Source organism: Paenibacillus sp. VTT E-133291, assembly GCF_002264395.1.
GTDB lineage: Bacteria > Bacillota > Bacilli > Paenibacillales > Paenibacillaceae > Paenibacillus_AQ > Paenibacillus_AQ nitricinens.
This window is the reverse complement of sequence record NZ_NFVA01000033.1, coordinates 33,616-54,017: the sequence shown is the minus strand read 5'-3', so window position 1 is coordinate 54,017 and position 20,402 is coordinate 33,616. Positions and strand designations below refer to the sequence as shown.

The following is a 20,402-nucleotide window of genomic DNA, read 5'->3' as shown; positions in this document are numbered from 1 at the left end:
ACCCACCTGATGTTAGAAATCCTGCAAATGTGCAGGCATTTCATTGTTATCGCTGGGTTGCTACTTCTAGAGCAGAAATAACTGCAGATTCTAGCTCATTCTGTTATTTTACGAGCTACCAGCGCCAAGTCGTTCAAATCAATTACGCCATCTTTATTGACATCGGCACGTTTGGCCTCAGCCCAATCCGGACTGTTGGTATCCTTGCCATAATTAGCAGCGACAATCGCTAAGTCACCAATGGACACTTTGCCATCTTTATTGATGTCACCAGTCATGCCAGGCTCCGGCTCTTCTGCAGTTATCTTGAGCTTATGGCTCGACGTGACAGTTTCGCTCTCCTTGCCTTCCGCATCTGCTACGATCACTTTTTCAATCTGAATAATACTCTCTGTAGCTTCCGCCACTGTCTTTGTACCAAAATCCAAGGATAACAGCTGCAAATTGCCAGTCACAGCATTTCCCACACCTTCACTCACTACCAGCAGTCGCAGTTTTCCAGGCGTGTGATTATCAGTTTCAAGCACCTGGATTCCACTACGCAAGGAAGTAGCAGATTTGAATTCCAATAGTTTAGGATCATAATTCATGGTTACATCCATCGCATATACAGCATCTGTTACACTCTTTACCCCAAACACCAGTTGAAAGTCCTTACCTCCAGCTACAGTGTCTACCCCAGACAGAACAGAAGTCATCTTATCCGATGGATCAACCTCACCATTCCCGTCTTTTTTAACGGTAATGATCTCGTGGATCTTGGGTTTAGTCGAACCCTCCCACTGAATCTTCACTTCAAACACATGACTATACTTGGAGGTATCAAATGTATTATAAGAGGAGGACAGGTTACCTACCTTATGCCATCCACTCGCATCTCGCACGGACACCGCAGCGTTTGAATGATCCGACGGATTTTGCAAAACTATCACTTCTTTTACCCGGGTATCCTTCGACAACTTATAATTTAAGGAACCCGTATTCCCAGTACCCGGCATATAGAAGGTGGAGAGTTTTTGGTCAACGGACAGAGACGCTTCATTCCCTATAACTCCAGCAGGTTCAGCCTGAATAGCCGGATTGGCAGTTCCAGGTCTTTCAATCCCCTCATTAACCAAAATTTCATTGAGCGCGAGCCAGGCATCTTGTGTTTCTGTTGAAATCAATCTTACATATCGGGCTTGCTTGCCACCATCAACTTGAACTCGCTTATAACGGTAAGGCACCTCGTGCTCTGGGAAATTCAAACTCCGATCGCTTGGATTAGTAAACGTATGGATCGTATCCCATGTCTGTCCGTCTAGTGACAGCTGTAAATCTCCCTTACGGAAGAAATCTCCTTCACCGTCTCCAATCACAACAGCTACATTCTGGACATTCACCTCACCGCCCATGTCGATCTGGACATATTTCCCCTTCGCTTGAATCGCACCGAACCAAACCTTGTTCTCTAAAGAAGCATTGTACACGTTGTTGATAGAACCTTCATAAATGCTTCCGTAATTATGAGTAATCATAGGTGGAGAGAATTTGTTCAGCTTGATCATGAGCCTTGTCAGATCTACAGTGATGTTCTCATTCCCCTTGTTTATGATCCGGAAATAGGCAGCACTAGCAAACGCCCCATTCCCGTTATTAACTTGTTCCCATTCCACGCCGTTCTTTGAGGATTCTAACCGGACTTCTCCGTTTGAAGCTTCCAACACCACTTGTGTAATTTCTTCAATGGATTTCAAATTAATCCCAACATATTGGGATGGCTTTAATGTGATTCCGTTCATATTCGATAATTGCACAGAATTATCTGCTACCATAACAGGAGTATCCTTCAACTCTGTCACATCGGTGTAAATGGCTACCTTATCTTTACCTGCATTTACTGAAAACTCACGAACTGCCGTCCATAAATCAGGCTTACCTCCAGGTATTCCAGCATGAGTCAATCGATATCGAACCATCCTTGCATTCACACTAAGCCCGGAAGCAGAAATTTTATACCCGGAACGCTCTTCTCCGATTGCAGTCCATTCTTGACCGTTCACGGAATACTCAAGAATTCCCCTTTGGAATATATCGTGATCCGCATCCGTTCTACCTTGTGTGATCGCTATTTCTTCCACTTTAATGGTTTTGCCAAAATCAACACCATACCAGTCTCCATTCTGTTGAAGGGTCTGAATATAGACGTTCGTTGCTAAATCTCCGTCTACCATCAGGTTTAATCCGGAAGGAGAACCGTAAGAGCTTACAGCTAGAGGTTTAACATATTCCGGGTCTACCAAAGTGTAAATCTGAGCATCTAATTTATTAATGAGCTGCTCAGCAAAAGGAACCAGCCGCTTTGCTCCTGCTTCAACCGTCACATCTGGAGAATTAAGTTTACTAATTTTGAATGTTTTGGATAAGCTTAATGCGCTTGTGGCTTTGGCAAGTGCCTCCCATGCTTGATCAACGTTCTCTTTCTGGATCGCGATCGCAGAGAGGACTGCCGATTTATCGGCAAGAACGACATTTTGCAGGCTATTGAGCCATGGATCAATTTCTTCTTCCATATTTTCATTCGTGTTATTTACTCTAAATGACGCGATAGCATCCAATATTAGATCAAATTCTTGAATCAATGTATTTCCCGTCGTTTCTGTCGGCTGACCACTTGAGTATTGACTTAAGAATTGCGTTAGCTCCGTTTTGATATTTTCCGATTCACCTACCACAAGTCCATGGCCGCTAGGCGATGGGTCACTCATATGATAGGCAATCGTATTCAGCTCAGAGGCAACTTCAGGGGCAACATGCTTAAATGAATCTAGCCAGCTCTCCTCTTGATCAAAATCATCTACATTCCAAGTGTAATCCGCTACCGCGAAGATCCCAATCTTAGATAATTCCGCATGCTTCATAGGATTAGTCACCACACCAGAAATATTATGTGTCCCTGGAATGAGCACTTCTGCTTTACCTAGCAGCAGTCTTGCATCCTTATAGTCATTCACTGGCCAGTTTAACCACATATACGGATCTCTTCCATGTGCATCTTTCGGCCACTGCATATCTGCCGCATTAACAGACGCAACAACACCGTTTCCGGTCCACATTATATCTACATTCTCTGGCACATTTCTCAAGGCTTCAAGATAGGGTCTGCCAGTCATTCCGGTCCAACTTTTATTGTAATATGGAGGGCAATAAATTAATGATTTAACATCTTTCTTGGACGTCACCCAATTCGCAACATCTGTAATTAGCTTTACATGTTTATCTTTATCTACTAATGATTGTGAGGTGCTGATATCATCCATGAATAGTCCAAATTGCCGTACGCCCACACTATACAATTGTTCAAGCTTTGCAAGTAAGGTTTGGAGTTCTGCATTATAATTGTTCCAATTGATCATATTGAACCCTGGATGAATCGCCCATACAAACTGCGTCTTGGATTCATGTCCGACATCAACCAGTTCTTTGATCTTGGCAAGCTCAGCTGCAGGATAGGGTGTTCTCCACTCTGCGTTATGGTACTTGTCATCTTTAGGTGCAAATATATAAGTGTTCATCTTCAGCTCTCCACCGAAACGCATCAAGCTCATTCGATCTTCATGTGACCAGGGTGTGCCGTAAAATCCTTCGATAAATCCCCGCGAGCGGGTATCAGAGAAATCTTCGATAGTGAGATTACGAACCTGCAGATCAGGAATTTGATCAAAAATCATCTTCAGCGTTGCCAGGCCATAATAAGCCGCATCCGTATTTTTACCTAATATCGCAATAACACCTTTATTCTGTTGCTTGGTGCTAACGTTAAGAACATAAGCGTCCAGCTCATTGAAGTGATCCGCCTCATAGGGAATATTTTGAGTGAAGTAGTTGTCTACATAGCCTGATGAATTTTTAGTTCCCAAAAAGATGTTTGTTTTCCCTGCCACTACAGCTCCTGACTCAGTAACCTGAAGTGATTTGGAATCCAGTATCTTTTGAAGCAGCTTTCTTGTCGGCTGGTCAATCGAATCTTCAATAACAACGTTTACATTTTGTGTAATGGTTAAGGTTGTCTCTTCTTCGGTTTGTTGCTGCGGTAATGGATAGATTTCATAGGATTCCGTTAATTTTGCATCTTTTTCCGGAAGATCAGAAGCTACATCCGCTGCAGCTGCAAAACTGGAGAACAAGCCGGCCACCATCATAAGTGTAATGAAGATACTGAGAATCTTCTTCGGCATTTCCTTAGCACCTCCTAAAATACCAGCAATTAACCTTTCAACGCACCTGCTGTTAACCCACCCGTAATTTGACGTTGATACAACACATACATCACAATGACGGGAATCATAGAAATGGAAAGACCCGCAAACAATGGCCCCCATTCTGTTCTGTACTGCATTTCCCCTTGCATAATGGCTATTCCTACAGGAATGGTGTATTTCGCTGGATCGTTGATCAATACTGTGGCCATAATGTACTCATTCCACACCGTTAAAGCATTCATAATTCCTACTGTGATTAATCCTGGCTTCGATAATGGCAACATGATCTTGAAGAAAACGCCATATAGTGAAGATCCATCAATTGTTGCGGCTTCTTCAAGCTCACGGGGAAGTGCCTTGAAAAACCCAACCAGAAAGAAGATACCGAATGGAAGGATGCCAATAGTTCCGACAGAATAAACAAGCGTGAGCCCTACTAAGGAGTTGGACAAATTCATATCTCCGAGAAGAAAGAACAACGGTATCAATCCGAGTGTGGTTGGAATCATCATTGAAGCAACGTATACAAAATAAAACAAACCTCTAGATTTAAAGGTAAACCGGGCTAATATATACGCTGTTGTAGCAGCCATAATAAGGGATAACAGTGTACTAGCCACGGTTACTATTATGGAGTTAAGAAAGTAATCGCCAAAGTTTGCTCTGCTCCACACATTTGTATAGTTTTCAAAACGAAAAATAGATGGAAAATCCCACGGTTTCCCTAGCATAACCTGCTGATTATCCTTTAAGGATGTCAGGAATGTCCAAAGAACAGGATATAAGACTACCAAGCTCCACAAGATGAGGAAAAATCGAACTGCAATTTTTGATATCAGCAGAAGTGGTTTTTTGGCGGGATTATCGTTCAAAGTATTGTCCTCCTTACATTTCAATGGACTCCCGGTGAAGAATGCGCTGCAAAATTAGAGTTGTGATTAAAGATAACAGTAATATCAGCACCCCTATGGTTGCCCCGTAGCTTAAATGGAACTGTTTGAAGCCCATCTGATACAAATAATAACCGAGAACTTGTGTCTGATTATCCGGGCCACCATCCGTCATCAGCTTAACAATAATAAAGGAGCCGTTCAGTGTTGTGATTACGATGTGAATGATCGAGGTTTTGAATTGCTCCCAGATCAGGGGTAAAGTAATTCGAGTAAACTGTTGCCATTGCCCCGCACCGTCAATACTGGCTGCTTCATATAGCGAGGAAGGAATACCTAGAATAGAAGCGATAATAAGCAGCATATAAAATCCGATACCAGCCCATACACTTGGAGGAAGAAGTGACCACATTGCGAGGTTTGAATCACCTAACCAGTTCGTTTCCACTGGTTTTCCTGTAAATAACGAGATGAACGCATTCAGGAATCCAAGACGGGGATTGTATATAAAACTCCACAATACACCGATAACGGCTACGGAAATGATATTCGGAAAGAAAAACACCACTCGGTAAAAACCGTATTCTTTCAATTTTAAACGGGTCAATGATACTGCGAAAAACGTTGCAAACAACATGATTAAGATGACCTTCCAAAAAATCAAGAAATAATCATTCGAAATGGCTTTTGGTATGATCTCATCCGAGAATAATTGTCTATAATTATCAATACCGATAAAATTCATCGATTCGGACCCACCTGACCAATCGAAGAAGCTTAAGTACAAACCTCGAAACAGCGGATAAATAGTGAATAAACAAAAGATAGCAAACGTAGGCAGCAAGAAACTCGCAATAAACAAATTACGTTTCCACAATTTATTGTTCTTCATGGGCGTAAGCCATCCTCCCCTTAAATTTGAAAGAACAATCAGAGGCACCTATGTCCTCTGATTGTTTAGAAAGAAGAGTCATGAACTTACTTCCGGATTTTGGCTGCCGCCTTCTCCATACGGTCCATCCATTCTTCTGGTGTAATGGAACCTTGCAGCAACGCAATGGTTGCATCATTCTCTGCCTGCTCAATGTCCGCAGCCAATTTAAATACAGGAGCAACAATCGTGTCACTACCGTTGAAATATTTCATTGCTGTTTTAACAACATCACTTGCGCCTGAAGATTCCAGATCTGCTTTGACATTCATCAAAGCGCCTGTCAGCTCAGCCCAACGAACTGCGGCTTGTTTCGTAAAGATAAATTCAATAAATGCTTTTGCTGCATCTGGATTTTTAGCCTTCTTTGCAATTGCAATGTTACTAGTGTAAGGAATAGCCACAAATTTACCGCCTGGCTTCTGCATAACGGAAGGAATGAATCCAAATTTGAAGCCTTCTGGAACATCTTTTTTCATTTCATTTTCGAGCCACAAGCCATTAGGAATCATTGCATCTTTATGCTGCAAGAAGAGCATTTGGGAGTCTGTATGACTCATACCGAACGATGCGTTATCGAAATACCCTTTGTCCCTCATATCAACGATCTTTTTCAAGGTATTCGCTACAGCATCATTTTTGAAAGAACCTTCTTTAGCAGCTTCTTGATCCTTTAAGATCTGCGGATTGTCTCCATTCTCAGATACAAAACCTGTATTTAAGAGACCTCCCACGATGTAGTATGGGTATTTACCGGTATGAATGTAAGGATATACGCCATCCGCTTTGATTTTTTCACTAGTGGCGAGGAAGCTATCCCAATCTTTCGGAACATCCCATCCCTTTTCAGTAAACAGGGTTTCATCATAGAAGGTTCCCCATGATCCGAAAACGAGTGGAATCGTATAGTTTTTGCCACTGTAGTCTTGTGGAGGTGCGATCAAGTTACTCGTAAGCGGCTCTCCGTCCACATTTTTTGCATCTTTAACCCAATCTGTAATATCCATTAATTGATCGTCCAGCACCATTTGCGTTTCGTTCGAGCCTGCTCCATCGATGTATACAACATCTGGGGGATTACCTTGGATCCAGCGGGGCTTCATTTGCTCGTTGATTTGTGAACCTGCGGACTCTTTAATGTTGACATCCGGGTACTTCTTCTTGAATTCACCAATGACTTCTTTCCACCAACCGTCTCCATAACCACCGACAAAATATTGGATTTCGAGGTCTCCCGCTACTTTCGGCTCTTCGGGCTTGGGTTCGTCTGTCTTCGCTGGCTCAGTCTGCGTCGCAGCTGTTGTTTTCTCAGGAGCTGGAGCTTCAGCCCCATTTGTCCCCCCGCCACCACATCCTGCCAGAGACAATACAATGGACATCATAACTAGACTTAATGCCGCTTTCTTTTTACCCTTGCTTTTCATTGGCTATCCCCCTCGAATAAACTTGCCTGACTTCTGTAAACACTTGATTTTGTAATTCTGAATGTAATTCTATTAACGCTTTTCCATTATATAGGCTATAAAAACGTAACCACATGATCTCTTTTGATGTGGAGTTGATACTTTTTGTCCTATAGAACCTTTTTTTATTACAAAAAAAGGACACCTGAGTAAAAACTCAAGTGTCCTTCTCTCAATTCAGTATTTTTTGAGCAATTGCTGCTAAGTCCATAATGTCGATCTTTCCGTCATTGTTAAGATCTGCTCGCTTAGCCGTCTGCCAATCTACACTATTCTGATCTTTACCATAGTGCGAAGCTGCAATCGCCAAGTCACCGATGCTCACTTTACCATCCTCATTTAAGTCTCCGGATTTTTCTGGTGGCGTTTCATCTGCCTTAATCTCGACCTCAATGTTTGAGAGATCGGCTTCAGTCTCCAGTCCATTCGCATCACCAAATACAGCACTACTTAACTCTATGCTCGCTAACTCGGACTTTGTCACTGACTTTGCTTTGAAGCTTAGTTCAAGCAACTTGGCATCACCGGTTAGACCAGTTCCCGTACTAGCAGTGATTAAGCGAATGGTTCCGCTTGGATCATTCTTTGATTCTAACACCTGTATCCCATCGTTCACCGATTCGCCCGAGATGTACTCTAGAAGATTCTCGTCGTACTTCAATCGAATGTCTTGCGCATAGGTCGCATCCGTGACATTGCTAACGCCCATGTCAACTGTAAAGGTCTGACCTTGATTTATAGACTTAGGTCCACTTAAAGTTATCGCAGTAGGTTCATTCCGTTCAACAGGAACATATTCAAAAGCATCAATCATTGCAATAGTATTCGAAGAGGTATTATTCTTCGTTCCTTTCACGACAATCTTAATCGTATGTTCCCCTTTTGAGAGATCGGATTGTTGGAATAATACTTGCTGCTTCATCGTCGATGAACCATATCCATCAACACCCTCAGCGACTAGCTCCCCATCGAGATACACATCGAAATATCCGTGGTTTGCCTGCAAAGCGCTGATGAATTTAATCGCTGTTCCTGTAAACGTGAGCGACGCTGAAGCCCCTTGCTGATTACTATAGCTTTCTGTGCCTTTGTAATCGCCTGCGTCACTATAAGGACTCCACGTTCCGGTATATATAATCGAAGGATCTTTATCATCTACTTTTATTGGCAGCACAGAAGGTTTTACACTAGACACAATCTTATATTGCTGTCCTTTTACCGTTGGAAATTCAATCAAGTTCCCATTCGCAGTGAAGTTGATAGATTCCCCACTTCCTACACGAATGACCTTGAATTTATTGGATTGTACAAATCCAGGGTATTTAACTGAAGCCTTATTACCTTGCTTAGAAGTAAGCAAGGCTTCTTTCAAGATTGTACCTTCCCAGCGCATATCCACTTCAAATCCACCTCTTGCCACAAGCCCTTTAACGTTTCCGGTAGCCCATGCATCGGGTAAAGCAGCTAATAAATCAATACCTCCAGTTTGGCTTTGTAGAAGCATTTCTGCAATTCCTGAAGTTGCTCCGAAGTTACCGTCGATTTGGAATGGTGGATGTGTATCAAACAAATTGTCAAGCGTGCTGCCTCTAAGCTGCTCACCTAACAGTTTATGTGCACGGTTACCATCAAGCAGACGTGCCCATAAATTGATCTTATTCGCTTTACTCCACCCGGTTCCACCATCGCCACGAGAATTCAAGGTGACTCTTGCTGCTGCAAATAACTCCGGATTATTCACTTCATTAATAAGCGTACCTGGATACAAGCCAATCAGATGCGAGATATGGCGGTGCTGATCTGATGGACTATCGATATCATTCTTCCACTCCTGCACCTGCCCCCAGCTTCCGACCTGCGGCATCCATAGCCTGCTTCGTTTCTCCATGACCTCGATACGCAGCTGTTCATCCACACCCAAGATTTCACTAGCCTTGATGAACTGTGTGAACAACTCCCAGACTAATTCCTGATCATAAGACACACCGATCGATATATCCCCTTGCTCTGGAGAGTAGGAAGGAGATGATACTAGACTTCCGTCTGAATCTTCGACCAGGTATTTAACCCAGAATTGTGTTGTTTCCTTGATAATGTCATACACTTGGCCTCTTAAAAGATCTTTATCTCCACTAAAAGCATAGTGATCCCACACCTGCTGCACCATGAAGGCGTTGGCAGCCGGTGACCAGCCCCAATAGAAATCAGAGCCTGGCGCAGTATAACCAAATGGGTTGTTGACGGTATGAATCGCCCAACCTTCCCCTTCAATTCCATGATGTCTTTGGGCTGTTTCCCTACCCGGCTCGCGCAGAGAATCAATATAATCAATGTACGGAATATCGGTTTCCGCTAAGTTAACCACCTCGGATGGCCAATAATTCATCTGTACATTGATATTCGTATGATAGTCACTATTCCAGGGTGGATTATTTACTTGATTCCATACGCCTTGTAGGTTAGCAGGCAGTGAGCCTTCCCGGGAGGATGCAATAAGCAAATAACGACCATATTGAAAAAATAATGCCTCCAAGCTTCTTTTCTCTCCGTCACTAGCATTCGTTTTATAACCATTCAAAAGCTCATTCGTAGGGAGATTTGTAGCAACCCCACCAAGATCAAGAGAAACTCTATCGAACAGTTCTTTGTAATCTGCCAAATGAGCTGCGCGCAACTGATTAAATGATTTAGCGTATGCTGCATTTAGGTTCGCTTCTACAATTTCTTTTGGCGTCTTGTCACTCTTATACGTAGGATAATTATTAGCATAATCTGTTGCAGCGGTCATCAGGATCGTGACAACACTCGCACCGTTCACCGTAAGTTTCCCATCTTTCGCTGTTACAGTTCCTCCTTCATGCTGTACTTGAAGCTGCGCTTCATATGCCATCTTATTACTCGGTACCTTCCCACTTAGCGTCAGTTTATTTCCTTCACCCTTCACCGTATTAGACGGCTGAGCACCACTAAGGCGAACATCGAAGGTCATCGGCTGATGCTCATCCGTTGTGAGTCTCATCACCATGACCTTATCCGGATAACTGATGAAATACTCACGCTTGTATTTTACATTGCCCGAAGTATAGGACACTCTTGCCATGGCATCATTAAGATTCAATTCACGCCGATAATCAGAGTACGACTGAGCACCGCTGTTACCTGCTTCGCTTGTCATCTCCATCTCGGACAATTGAATTTTCGTTCCGCCCTTGCTTACAAGATCGAATTTATAGAATTTATAAGCTGTAGTATTGGAAAAAGTATATGATTTCTTCAGCTTGCGGCTCGCAAACTCTTCATTGGATCTGTTATCTAGTGGGGACCACTGCTGCCCGTCATTCGAGCCTTTCAGCGTCCAGCTCTTCGGATCCCGATCAGGCACATCATTCCCTGAAGTGAATGAATAGCCGGTAATTACCTTAGCCTCTTCATATGCCCACTGCACCCAAAAAGGTGGTGCTCCATCCCCTGAATACCATTTCGTATTTTCCGAACCGTCGGTTAAATTGGAAATAGGCTCGCCGTATTGTGGATTATCCGAGCTCGCTGTTACCGTATACGCTGACTGACGGTTAAAATCTAAGAACACATCACCAAATGCTTGATACGCTCCGAAAGAACTATCACCAGCACCCATAACACCAGTAATCTTCCCTACAAGAGCCTTAGCTTCATTAATTTTCCCTTCTTTTAGAAGCTGTCTTATGGTCTCAACATGTTGCTGAGCACCGTCTTTAATACCATATTGGTAATTTGAATCTGCTCCAGGCCCACCGCTCCACAGTGTTTTTTCATTAAATTGAATTCGCTCCTGCTCAACACCACCAAATACCATGCCACCCATATAACCATTTCCAATAGGGAGCGCCTGCGTCTCCCAGTTCGTGGCCGGCGCTTGATACCATAATGACAAATTCTGATCTGCCGCAGCCGCAGTTTCAACTGCCGACTGATCATCTGCATACACTTTTGGACCTAAGACCCCATTAGACGGAAGTATGCTGATAAGTAGCTGCGAGCAAGCGATCCATACAGATAGTAGAATTGCAGTCCTTCTGACTAATCTACTTTTACCGTTTGGCATGCGTTGATCCCCTCTCATAATAACACCCACTGATTGTAAAAATGAGGCAGCCAACTACTCCACAATCTTTTTCGCAATTGCAGCAAGATCAGAAATATCTATTTTGCCGTCCTTGTTCAGATCTGCGTGCTTAATCTTACTCCAATCTGGACTGGAGGAATCCTTACCGTAATGCGCGGCCATGATTCCTAAATCGCCGATACTCACTTTGCCATCGCCGTTAAGATCTCCCGTAAGACCAGTATCCTCAGGGGCAACTACAACTGTCAAAGCGGAGCCCGTAACCTTTGTCTCAATACCATTCACATCACCCATCGTAACATCAGATATCCGAATTTCACCAGACTTAGCCTCAAGTAATGGCTTTGCTTTGAAGTTAAGCTCCATTAGCTGAATGTTACCTAATACCCCGTGGTCTGCACCCTCGCTGGCGAGGAGAAAACGGCTCTGTCCAGGAGCTGTAGTTACGGTTTCCACTACCTGCACACCATCCACTAATGAAATTCCAGATATAAAATCCACAATGTCTGTATTAAATTGAACTGTAATGTCTTGTGCATATACAGGATCCTTGATCTGTTTCAAGCTCAGTTGAACTTTAAACTCTTCACCAGCGCTCACTTGATTTGGACCTGTCAGAGTTGCTAAGGTACCTTGGTCTTCAGAAGCTTTGGACTTTATAACCGAATTCAGCTTATTCTCACTGGACTGCGTGTCTAGTGCTATTCCATAAGCATTTCTAATGTCCAGATTTGTCCCGAAGCCCGCTACCAACGGATATTCGCCTGAAGTAAGCTCCGGGAACTCTGCTTCAAAGACATATTCTGTGCCCGCTGTACTTGAACTCTTCAATTTAAATACAACATCTCTATCCCCAATCTTACCTTTCAAAGTCTGATCACCATTAAGCATGACATAGTGATTAAAGACAGCTTTAATCTGGACTTTATCCTTAGCTGCATACCCTGCCGGTTGTACAGATTCAAGTTTGATAGAGGTCAACTTAGGATCTTGAATTTCTCCTTGACGCTGCCATTTGAGATATTCCGTATTGAATTTAATAAAACTCATGGCTTCACTACCCGTTCCTTCATAGAAAAGACCGATTTCACCATTGCCCAGATTAGACAAACTTGAATAGGCATAATAGCCTTCTTTGACCAGCTGGGAATACTTCCAATCAAACTTATACTTCGTTCTGCCGTTTGCGTAGGTTCCGTCTTCCTTAATTAAACCTACCTTCACCGTCCCGTTAATTCTACTGGTCGAGTTAGCAGGGCTTGCGAAAATAACAGCTTCCTGCCCATCTATCTGGCCGTCGTATCGAATCGCCGTCATTTGGCAGTAAGCAGCAATCAGATCACGTTCTGTCACAACTTCAGCAGCCCAAGTCTCTCCACCATCAAAGCTGGTCGCGATTTGGGCAAACCCTGAATAATTCCGCATGAACATCTTTAGCTGTCCATCTGGCAACTCCACTACTTGCGCTTCTGTAAGTTCATTATTAGAGCCATTAAAGGTTCTCTCATCAAGGGTAACCCCGTCTACGACCCGCCCATGATTAGGAGACTCTCCACGATGCCATGTTTCACCATGATCATCGCTGTAGATGGTTGCACTTGCTTGCCTGTTATTTTCATTCGTAAAGTACACGGGGAACACCAGTCTTCCAGCATGAGGACCTTTCGCCAATTGAATGCCGGTGCCCGGACCTGCCCCCAGAAATACCATCCATTCTTCTTTCACCGAAGGGTTTAAAGTTACAGGCCCCTCCCAAGTCGCTCCTTCATCATCACTGTGCCATAGCTCAAGATAAGAAGTAACAAGCGGTTTAAGTGGCGAATTGCTAAGAAAGATATTCCCGATATTTGTATTGTTGTTATATAAATTTCTCAAGGCGTCCACGCTGTAGGCAGTTTTTACATTTGAGCTGTTATAGACTTCTCCATTTTCCCGAACGGTAAATTCCTGATTGCTCGAATCTTTCAAAAGTAAATATTTTTCTCCATTGATCGTCTTGTATCCGGTACCTCTTTGCGAGGTAGGAAATCCTCCACCCTCGGGAAATCCAAGAACTAAAGAGAAAATCCTCTTCGTTTCCTTATCCTGCAGTAAGGACTGGTCTATGTTTGAGGCGTTGCCGGGATAGTTATTAATTAGAATTCCGTTACTTTCCCAAGTCTTTCCGTTATCCAGACTTCGTCTTACCATCATGTCAATATTAGCTGGTGAATCTCCTCCATGATTGATCCGCTTATCAATTCCTGCGATCAGCGTTCCATCCTCCGTGTACAGAAGTGACGGAATGCGGTATGCATCCGATCCGTACAGTCCTGGATAATAAACGTTATACGGATCAGTGATTAAAGCCTGCTCAGGCAACGGATTTTGAACCGGAGTCTTACTTGTTACACCCGTTACAGCAATCAAATCTTGATCCGCCAGCGGTTCGCTATACACTTCAGCAAAGTCAATCTCTCCATTAAACGGATAGTTATTAGAACCGGATTTTCTCTCTGTTCTACCTAACTCGGCACGGTTTGGTGCATAAATATTATTGAGAAACTTTTTTGCTGTAGTTGTGTCTTGCTTGAGGAGTTTCCCATCAAGGAAATATTTATAACCTTCTACTTTATCTACAACCATGGCTACGGTATGCACTTCATTCTCTTTCACCGTAACATCAGCTTTAACATGTGTATTAGACGCTGTCTTCCCAGGCTCTTCATACCGGTTCTCACTTCCGATGGCAGAAGGTGTGATATATAGATGGAAGTGACCATTCGGCAACGTATTATTACTTAAGGAGAATAACGACATAATTGTAGAACCCGTGTAGCGGAACCGGACAATGATAGTCCCTTCATCTAAGGCTTTAAGCGCATCTACCTTATCATCCAGATTCGTAAAATTAGCATTGTGAATTTGTTTATTCTCTACTCTAAGCACAAGTCTTGGATCGGTCTGTTTGTCTTGTTCTGCTGGATTGGCTAGCGCAGTGAATGGAAACATAATGGCCACCATCAGGATCGAAAGAATAATGATTGCGAATTTCTTCAAAATATTAGTCCTCCTTAGGTTTGGATAACCATGTATCTACTCGCCTTGACTACTCTTGTTCAACTATTTTCTTCGCTACTATTGCCAAATCAGCAACATCAATCGTACCGCTTCTATCGAGGTCAAGTCGTTTCACAGCATCCCACTCCGAACTGCTCGAATCTATGCCATACTTCGCTGCGATAATCGCTAAGTCACCAATACTCACTTTGCCATCACCATTCACGTCTATAGATAATTCCGTATTTACTCTGATCTGAATGGTTAAGGTTGCCGGTTGGAGCACGGATTCTTCCCCTTGACTGTCACTTATTATCGCTTGAGTAAGCCGGATAACTCCCGCTGTGTCTTGTATTACATCTGCTGCTTTGAAACCAAGTTCAACAATTTCAGCATCGCTAGTAATCGGATACTGACTACCCAAACTTGCCAAGAGAACCCGTAGCTTACCGGGAGTACTTGTAGTTGGTTCATTGATAATAATTACGCCTTCCTGCAGAGAGCGGATTGAATCTGGAAGGTATTCCATGACAGCCGGATCAAATTCAAAGGTAATATCCTGTGCATACACATCACTGGAGACACTGGTGATGCCATACTTCACGGTAAAAGACTCTCCCGGCGCAACAACCTTCTTACTCCCTGCTAAAGTAGCTGAAGGCGTAGCATTGGATGCATCTGCATTCACTACAGGGTTCGTAAAAGATACACAGCTTAAAATCACGGCGATCATGGTCATTATTACCGCCTTTTTGTACCATCGATTACTGTTCAAATTCTTCTCACCTCATTTTTATAATTTTGTTCAGGATGTCAGCCTCTGTTAGAGATTTACGATTTGTTTCGCTAATTGAGCAAGATCTGTAATATCGATCTTACCGTCACCATTCATATCCGCACGCTTCGCTTGCTGCCAATCAGGACTTGATGAATCTTTGCCGTAGTGTGCAGCAACGATACCCAAGTCACCAATACTGACTTTTCCGTCGCCGTTAAGATCGCCTGATACTCCTGTTTGCTCTGGTTTCACTTTTACAGAGATTGTGGCTGGTGCAGTTGTGGTTTCTGTTCCGTCTTCATCACCTAGCAGTACTTCTGACACACTGATATTAACGGTAACCGTCTCCGATACTTCTTTTGCCTGGAATGTCAGCTCGGCAATTTGTTGATTTCCGCTTAATCCGTGTTCCGCACCTTCACTCGCCATAATCAAACGAAGCTTTCCAGGTGTTTTAGTTGTCTCTTCAACAATCGCAACACCTTGGATCAGTGATTTAGCAGATACATAATCCATACGGTCAGCATCGTACTGAATGGTGAGGTCCTGTGCAAATACCTTCCCGGAGATATTGTTCACATCATACCGGACAACAAAAGGCTTGCCGGCAGTAACGGATGCATCAGCACTCAATACGGCTTGGACTTGAGCCGATTCCTGCTTCACTTGATACACCGTAATCTCAGCTGCGGATGCGAATTCACCCGCGCCTTTTACAGCTTCCAGCTTAATGTGAGTCGCTTTCACCGGAGCGAAATTCACTTCCTTAAGCTGTTTGTTTCGCAGCCAGTTCCCGCTTGTCATGAGCGTGTAATTCACACCATCGGTGCTTGTGTACACGTTGTAAGCAGTAATTGTGCCATTACCTTCATCCGGCCGAGGTAAGTATCCTAGCTTGCTGATGGTATACTTTCCGCCCAGATTCACCATTATCGACTGCGGAAGTGGATCAACGTTAAACCACTTCGTATGCCAATGTGTATCCGGATCGCCATCCAATGCCAAATTCGGATCGTTTTCGCCTGCTTCATAGCTCGTAGCTTCTGCACTCATTTGACTTTGCGGAATTTCGGTTAGGTTGCTCTGTCCAGTGACCGTCACCACACTTGTTGCTGTAAATCCGCCTTCTTCCGTCGTCGCGGTAATCGATGTCGTGCCCTGCCCTTTTGGTGTGACCAATCCCTTACTGTCCACGCTGGCAACACCAGGATCGCTGCTTACCCACTTAACTGTCTTATTACCAGCATTCTCAGGCTCAATGACCGCTTTCAATTGAACCGGGGCATCCAACGCCTTAAGTGAGAGGGCCTCACGGTCAAGCTTTATGCCAGTAACCTTCTGTCCGTCTTCCAGTGGGATGCCGAACAGTTTAAATTCACGAACAGCAGCCTTTGATTGAGCATCAGGCCGTCCGGTGATCGTAATTCTAGCGAATCTACCCTGGCTTCCAAATGTATCCTGAATGGTGCCAGTTTCCTGATTATTCGTTCGATTCGTTACCGTAATCCAATTGGAGTTCGCGGTTTCCCGAACTTCAATTTTGTACTGATAAGCCTTGTTACTATGCTCAAAAGAAACCTCGGAGGATTTAATGGAATGCATCATACCAAGATCAACCGTCCAGCTAGTACCATTGTTCGTATCCGCCGCTGACCAGAATGTGTCCATATCCCCATCATTAGCAAGGCCAGCCGGATGCGCTTGATCCGTACTGTCTGCTGTAGCAGGTTTGCCTTCTGAAATCAAACGGACTTCAGGTGCTGCCTTCGGCGCCTCGTAGACATCGACCTCCGAAGCCGAAGCGAATCCTCCAAGTGCAACAGCTGCTTCAAGCTTCACATAGCGGGCGGAAACACTATCGAAAAGGATGTATTTTTTCAAGTTGTTTCTGAGCCATGTACCACTGGATACCTTCGTATATAATTCTCCATCCGTGCTGACGTAAAGGTTGTATGAGGTAATGGTTCCGTTCCCAGCATCCAGACGTGGTGCATACCGGAATTGGCTAACATTGCGAACCTTACCTAAATCGAGAATGATGGATTGCGGGAGCTTATCGGATCCATCCCATTTCGTATGCCATGCGGAATTCCGGTCCCCATCAATCGCTTTAGCTGCTTCCGCACCAGGCTGGAAGCTTTTCGCTGAGGCTGTCATCTCATTTTTAGGTATCGCTGTCGGTGAAGGCTGTGATAGATCACGGTACAGATTGATCTCTGCAGCAGATACGACACCCCCAACAGCTTCTGTCGCTTCAAGCTTCACAAAAATAGCTTCTACTGTATCAAAATTCACCGTCTTCTCTAGTTTGTCTTCATTCCATTGTCCACTGCTTACGAGCGTATAGTTAGTTCCATCCTTACTCGTATACAGCTTGTAACCTGTAATTATGCCGTCTTTGCCACCATACTGTCTTGGCAAGTATTTTATTTTATTCACATACTGTTTAATCCCCAGGTCTAAAGTGATGCTCTGCTTACTTCCAGCATTTGCTGAAGAAAGCCATATCGATTCATAGCTGCCATCCAGCACATTAGCTGCTGGCGTATAAGAAGCCGCATTCGTTGCAGTTGCAATCATATCTTCCTGTGGAATACGACTTGGGTCTGTGTCCACCTGAGGCAGCTCAATTTTGACAGCATCTACTAGTGGAGTCGTATCTGCTGTAAATCCTGCGACTTTCACAACAAATTCCTTATCAGTGGATATGGATGGTGTTTTAATGTACAGGATGCCGCCTTTGTCTTGCTTAGCATAGTACCAGCCACTTGTTGCTCCATCCCATGCTGCTTTGGACTGCAATTCAGGATAGGATGTTCCATCTACAGAAACAGCCTCCGGGTGATCTGGCATATGGATTGTAAACTGATTCTTACGTGACTCCAATTTGCCTTTATAGTCACCTACGCTTGCTCCAACCTTGATAATCAAGTCTCCACTCCCTTGCTCAGGAGCGGTGGAGGTTATTAATGTTTTTGCAAATTTGCCTGTACGATGCTCCTTCGATGTACCATCATCTTCATACATCGTAAAGCTTGAGGATTTATAAGGATATATTTCATAAGTAATTGGATCAGGAGGAACCTGACCATCGTATAACGATTCAGGATACATCGGGATGATTGCTCCACCCTTTACTAGAAGCGGCAAACGATCCAGTGGAGCATTGTATTCGTCTAACATTTTTGAACCGTAATGTTCTTCTCCTGTCCAGTAATCGATCCATTTTCCTTTCGGAAGATATATTCCGTTTCGCATTGTCGTGTCGGTATAAACTGGTGCAACCAGGAACGATTCCCCGGACATGAATTGATATTGTGTTAACGTTCCCTTCGAGTTCAGATCATTCGGATAAGAATAGATCATTCCCCGCATGATCGGGGCTCCGGATTCGTAAGACTCATTGAGATAGGTATAAAAGTATGGTGTCAATTGCTGTCTGAGCTTCAATGCCTCTCTGTTATAGCTCGTATAAGGTTCCCCCCATACCCAAGGCTGCTTATCTTTGGCTGCCCAACCAGACATGTTCATCAGGATTGGAGTAAAAATCTTCCACTGCAAGTCTCGTACGTAGGTTTTAGCACTACCTCCGAATATCCCATCAATATCACCGGTTGAGTATGGCATCCCAGATAGCCCTGCCCCGATCATCGACGGGATATGGAATCGAATGTATTCCCAGCTGCCCGACTGATCTCCGGACCATACGGTAGAATATCGCTGGGTACCTGCCCAGCCACCAACGGACCAGACATAACCTCTGTCATCAGAGTTATCTTCAATTCCTGTAAACGCCTGTTTGCTGGCACCCAGGGCGAAATCGTATCCAGGTCCCACCCAGGCAACGTCGAGTTTAGCCAGCCTCGTACCCTCTACACCAACTTCCTGTGCGATTTTATCAACACCATTTTGAGTCCATAATCCGGTATAGAAACCTTCCTTATGTAGTTCGTCAACGGTGTTGCCTAGATTCGTATAACCGCAACCATATCCGTCATTCGGTAAAATCCAGGCTCCTGGCATATCGTTTTCCCGATATTTTTTGGCAATAAGGTTAACGACATCGGAGGTCTTTTCTGGATCTCTGTTGTAACAATCCGCATCACCAAGTCCCATACCCCAACGAGGAATCAAGGACGGTTTACCTGTAAGATCTGTATAAGCGTTTAAAATATCTTTCATTGTCTCACCGTAGAAATAATAAGCATCAAACCGATTTTCGTTATGCGTCAGCTTGACGGTCGAATCAAAATCATAAGTACCGCTTTGAAAAGTGTTACGAAGCACTCCGTATCCTGCAGTACTCAAATAGAATGGTGCAGGATTCGAAACTGTACCGCTTCCCCAATCCCCATAGTTGTTAGCGATCGTAATTTTGCGATCACGATGGTTGAAGAATCCATTCTGCATACCGCCGCCGTAGAAATATTCATCCTCACCCCGGATAAGCTGTTGTGAGGCTGACTGTCCGTTATAGTTCAATCCAGCAGATTCTTCCCACACCACCGTTTGGTTGTCACTTTTGTACATGGCGAACTTTAACGGATTCTTGTAGGCTCTCAGCACGAATTTCCCTGTTTCCATCTTGTAATACATGCCTTCATCAGACCACTTTACATTAACAGGTCCGAAATTATCCTTGATGACAATTGGCTCAATCGGCTTTTCCGCACTTTTTCCTGCCAATTCTTTGAATTGCCCATTCACACCAAGCCAAATCCGGAACATATCCTCCCGCTCAAAAATTACTCTAATCTTGTCAGAGCCTGACGTGATTTCAAAAGTCTTATTATCTTTCTTTACGAAGTCAGAAATGTTGCCAACGGAAGCCCCATGGGCGCTTTCCGGGCGAATCATGAGCCCTGTAATCACAAGGATCATGATTGCAAGCCTCCACATACCAAAGTGATTATAAATTGTTCTCAAACCCTTCCCTCCTTCAAATGAAGCGGCAA

Annotated in this window: 8 protein-coding genes; all 8 read right to left on the bottom strand. The window is 43.9% G+C overall.

The genetic code is table 11. From position 1 onward, the window contains the following. Positions 1–95: 95 nt before the first annotated feature. The 8 genes from CA598_RS14935 to CA598_RS14900 all read right to left on the bottom strand — a co-directional run bounded on the left by CA598_RS14935 (position 96) and on the right by CA598_RS14900 (position 20,373). Complete coding sequence (locus CA598_RS14935) at positions 96–4,217, bottom strand: beta-N-acetylglucosaminidase domain-containing protein (RefSeq protein ID WP_179283674.1); 4,122 nt, start codon at positions 4,215–4,217, stop codon at positions 96–98. 29 nt (positions 4,218–4,246) lie between these two features. Next, complete coding sequence (locus CA598_RS14930) at positions 4,247–5,113, bottom strand: carbohydrate ABC transporter permease (RefSeq protein WP_042186596.1); 867 nt, start codon at positions 5,111–5,113, stop codon at positions 4,247–4,249. Positions 5,114–5,126: 13 nt separating this feature from the next. Beyond that, positions 5,127–6,023 (bottom strand): carbohydrate ABC transporter permease, encoded by an 897-nt coding sequence (locus CA598_RS14925; protein ID WP_042186594.1) that lies wholly within the window; start codon positions 6,021–6,023, stop codon positions 5,127–5,129. An 86-nt stretch (positions 6,024–6,109) separates the two neighbouring features. Continuing rightward, positions 6,110–7,486, bottom strand: a complete 1,377-nt coding sequence (locus tag CA598_RS14920; protein ID WP_094877011.1) for an extracellular solute-binding protein — start codon at positions 7,484–7,486, stop codon at positions 6,110–6,112. Positions 7,487–7,697: 211 nt separating this feature from the next. Continuing rightward, positions 7,698–11,609 (bottom strand): glycosyl hydrolase family 95 catalytic domain-containing protein, encoded by a 3,912-nt coding sequence (locus tag CA598_RS14915; protein WP_094877010.1) that lies wholly within the window; start codon positions 11,607–11,609, stop codon positions 7,698–7,700. A gap of 54 nt (positions 11,610–11,663) precedes the next feature. After that, positions 11,664–14,669 carry a sialidase domain-containing protein gene (locus CA598_RS14910; protein WP_094877009.1) on the bottom strand — a complete coding sequence of 1,002 codons (3,006 nt, stop codon included), beginning with the start codon at positions 14,667–14,669 and terminating at the stop codon, positions 11,664–11,666. A gap of 49 nt (positions 14,670–14,718) precedes the next feature. Then, on the bottom strand, positions 14,719–15,444 hold the full coding sequence (locus tag CA598_RS14905; protein ID WP_143812415.1) for a cohesin domain-containing protein: 726 nt from the start codon (positions 15,442–15,444) through the stop codon (positions 14,719–14,721). A gap of 48 nt (positions 15,445–15,492) precedes the next feature. After that, on the bottom strand, positions 15,493–20,373 hold the full coding sequence (locus tag CA598_RS14900; RefSeq protein WP_094877007.1) for a discoidin domain-containing protein: 4,881 nt from the start codon (positions 20,371–20,373) through the stop codon (positions 15,493–15,495). Between the last annotated feature and the right edge of the window lie 29 nt (positions 20,374–20,402).

Coding starts and splice junctions, on each gene's coding strand:
- CA598_RS14935 (WP_179283674.1), bottom strand. CDS start 4,217: ATGCCGAAGAAGATTCTCAGTATCTTCATTACACTTATGATGGTGGCC.
- CA598_RS14915 (WP_094877010.1), bottom strand. CDS start 11,609: ATGCCAAACGGTAAAAGTAGATTAGTCAGAAGGACTGCAATTCTACTA.
- CA598_RS14925 (WP_042186594.1), bottom strand. CDS start 6,023: ATGAAGAACAATAAATTGTGGAAACGTAATTTGTTTATTGCGAGTTTC.
- CA598_RS14920 (WP_094877011.1), bottom strand. CDS start 7,486: ATGAAAAGCAAGGGTAAAAAGAAAGCGGCATTAAGTCTAGTTATGATG.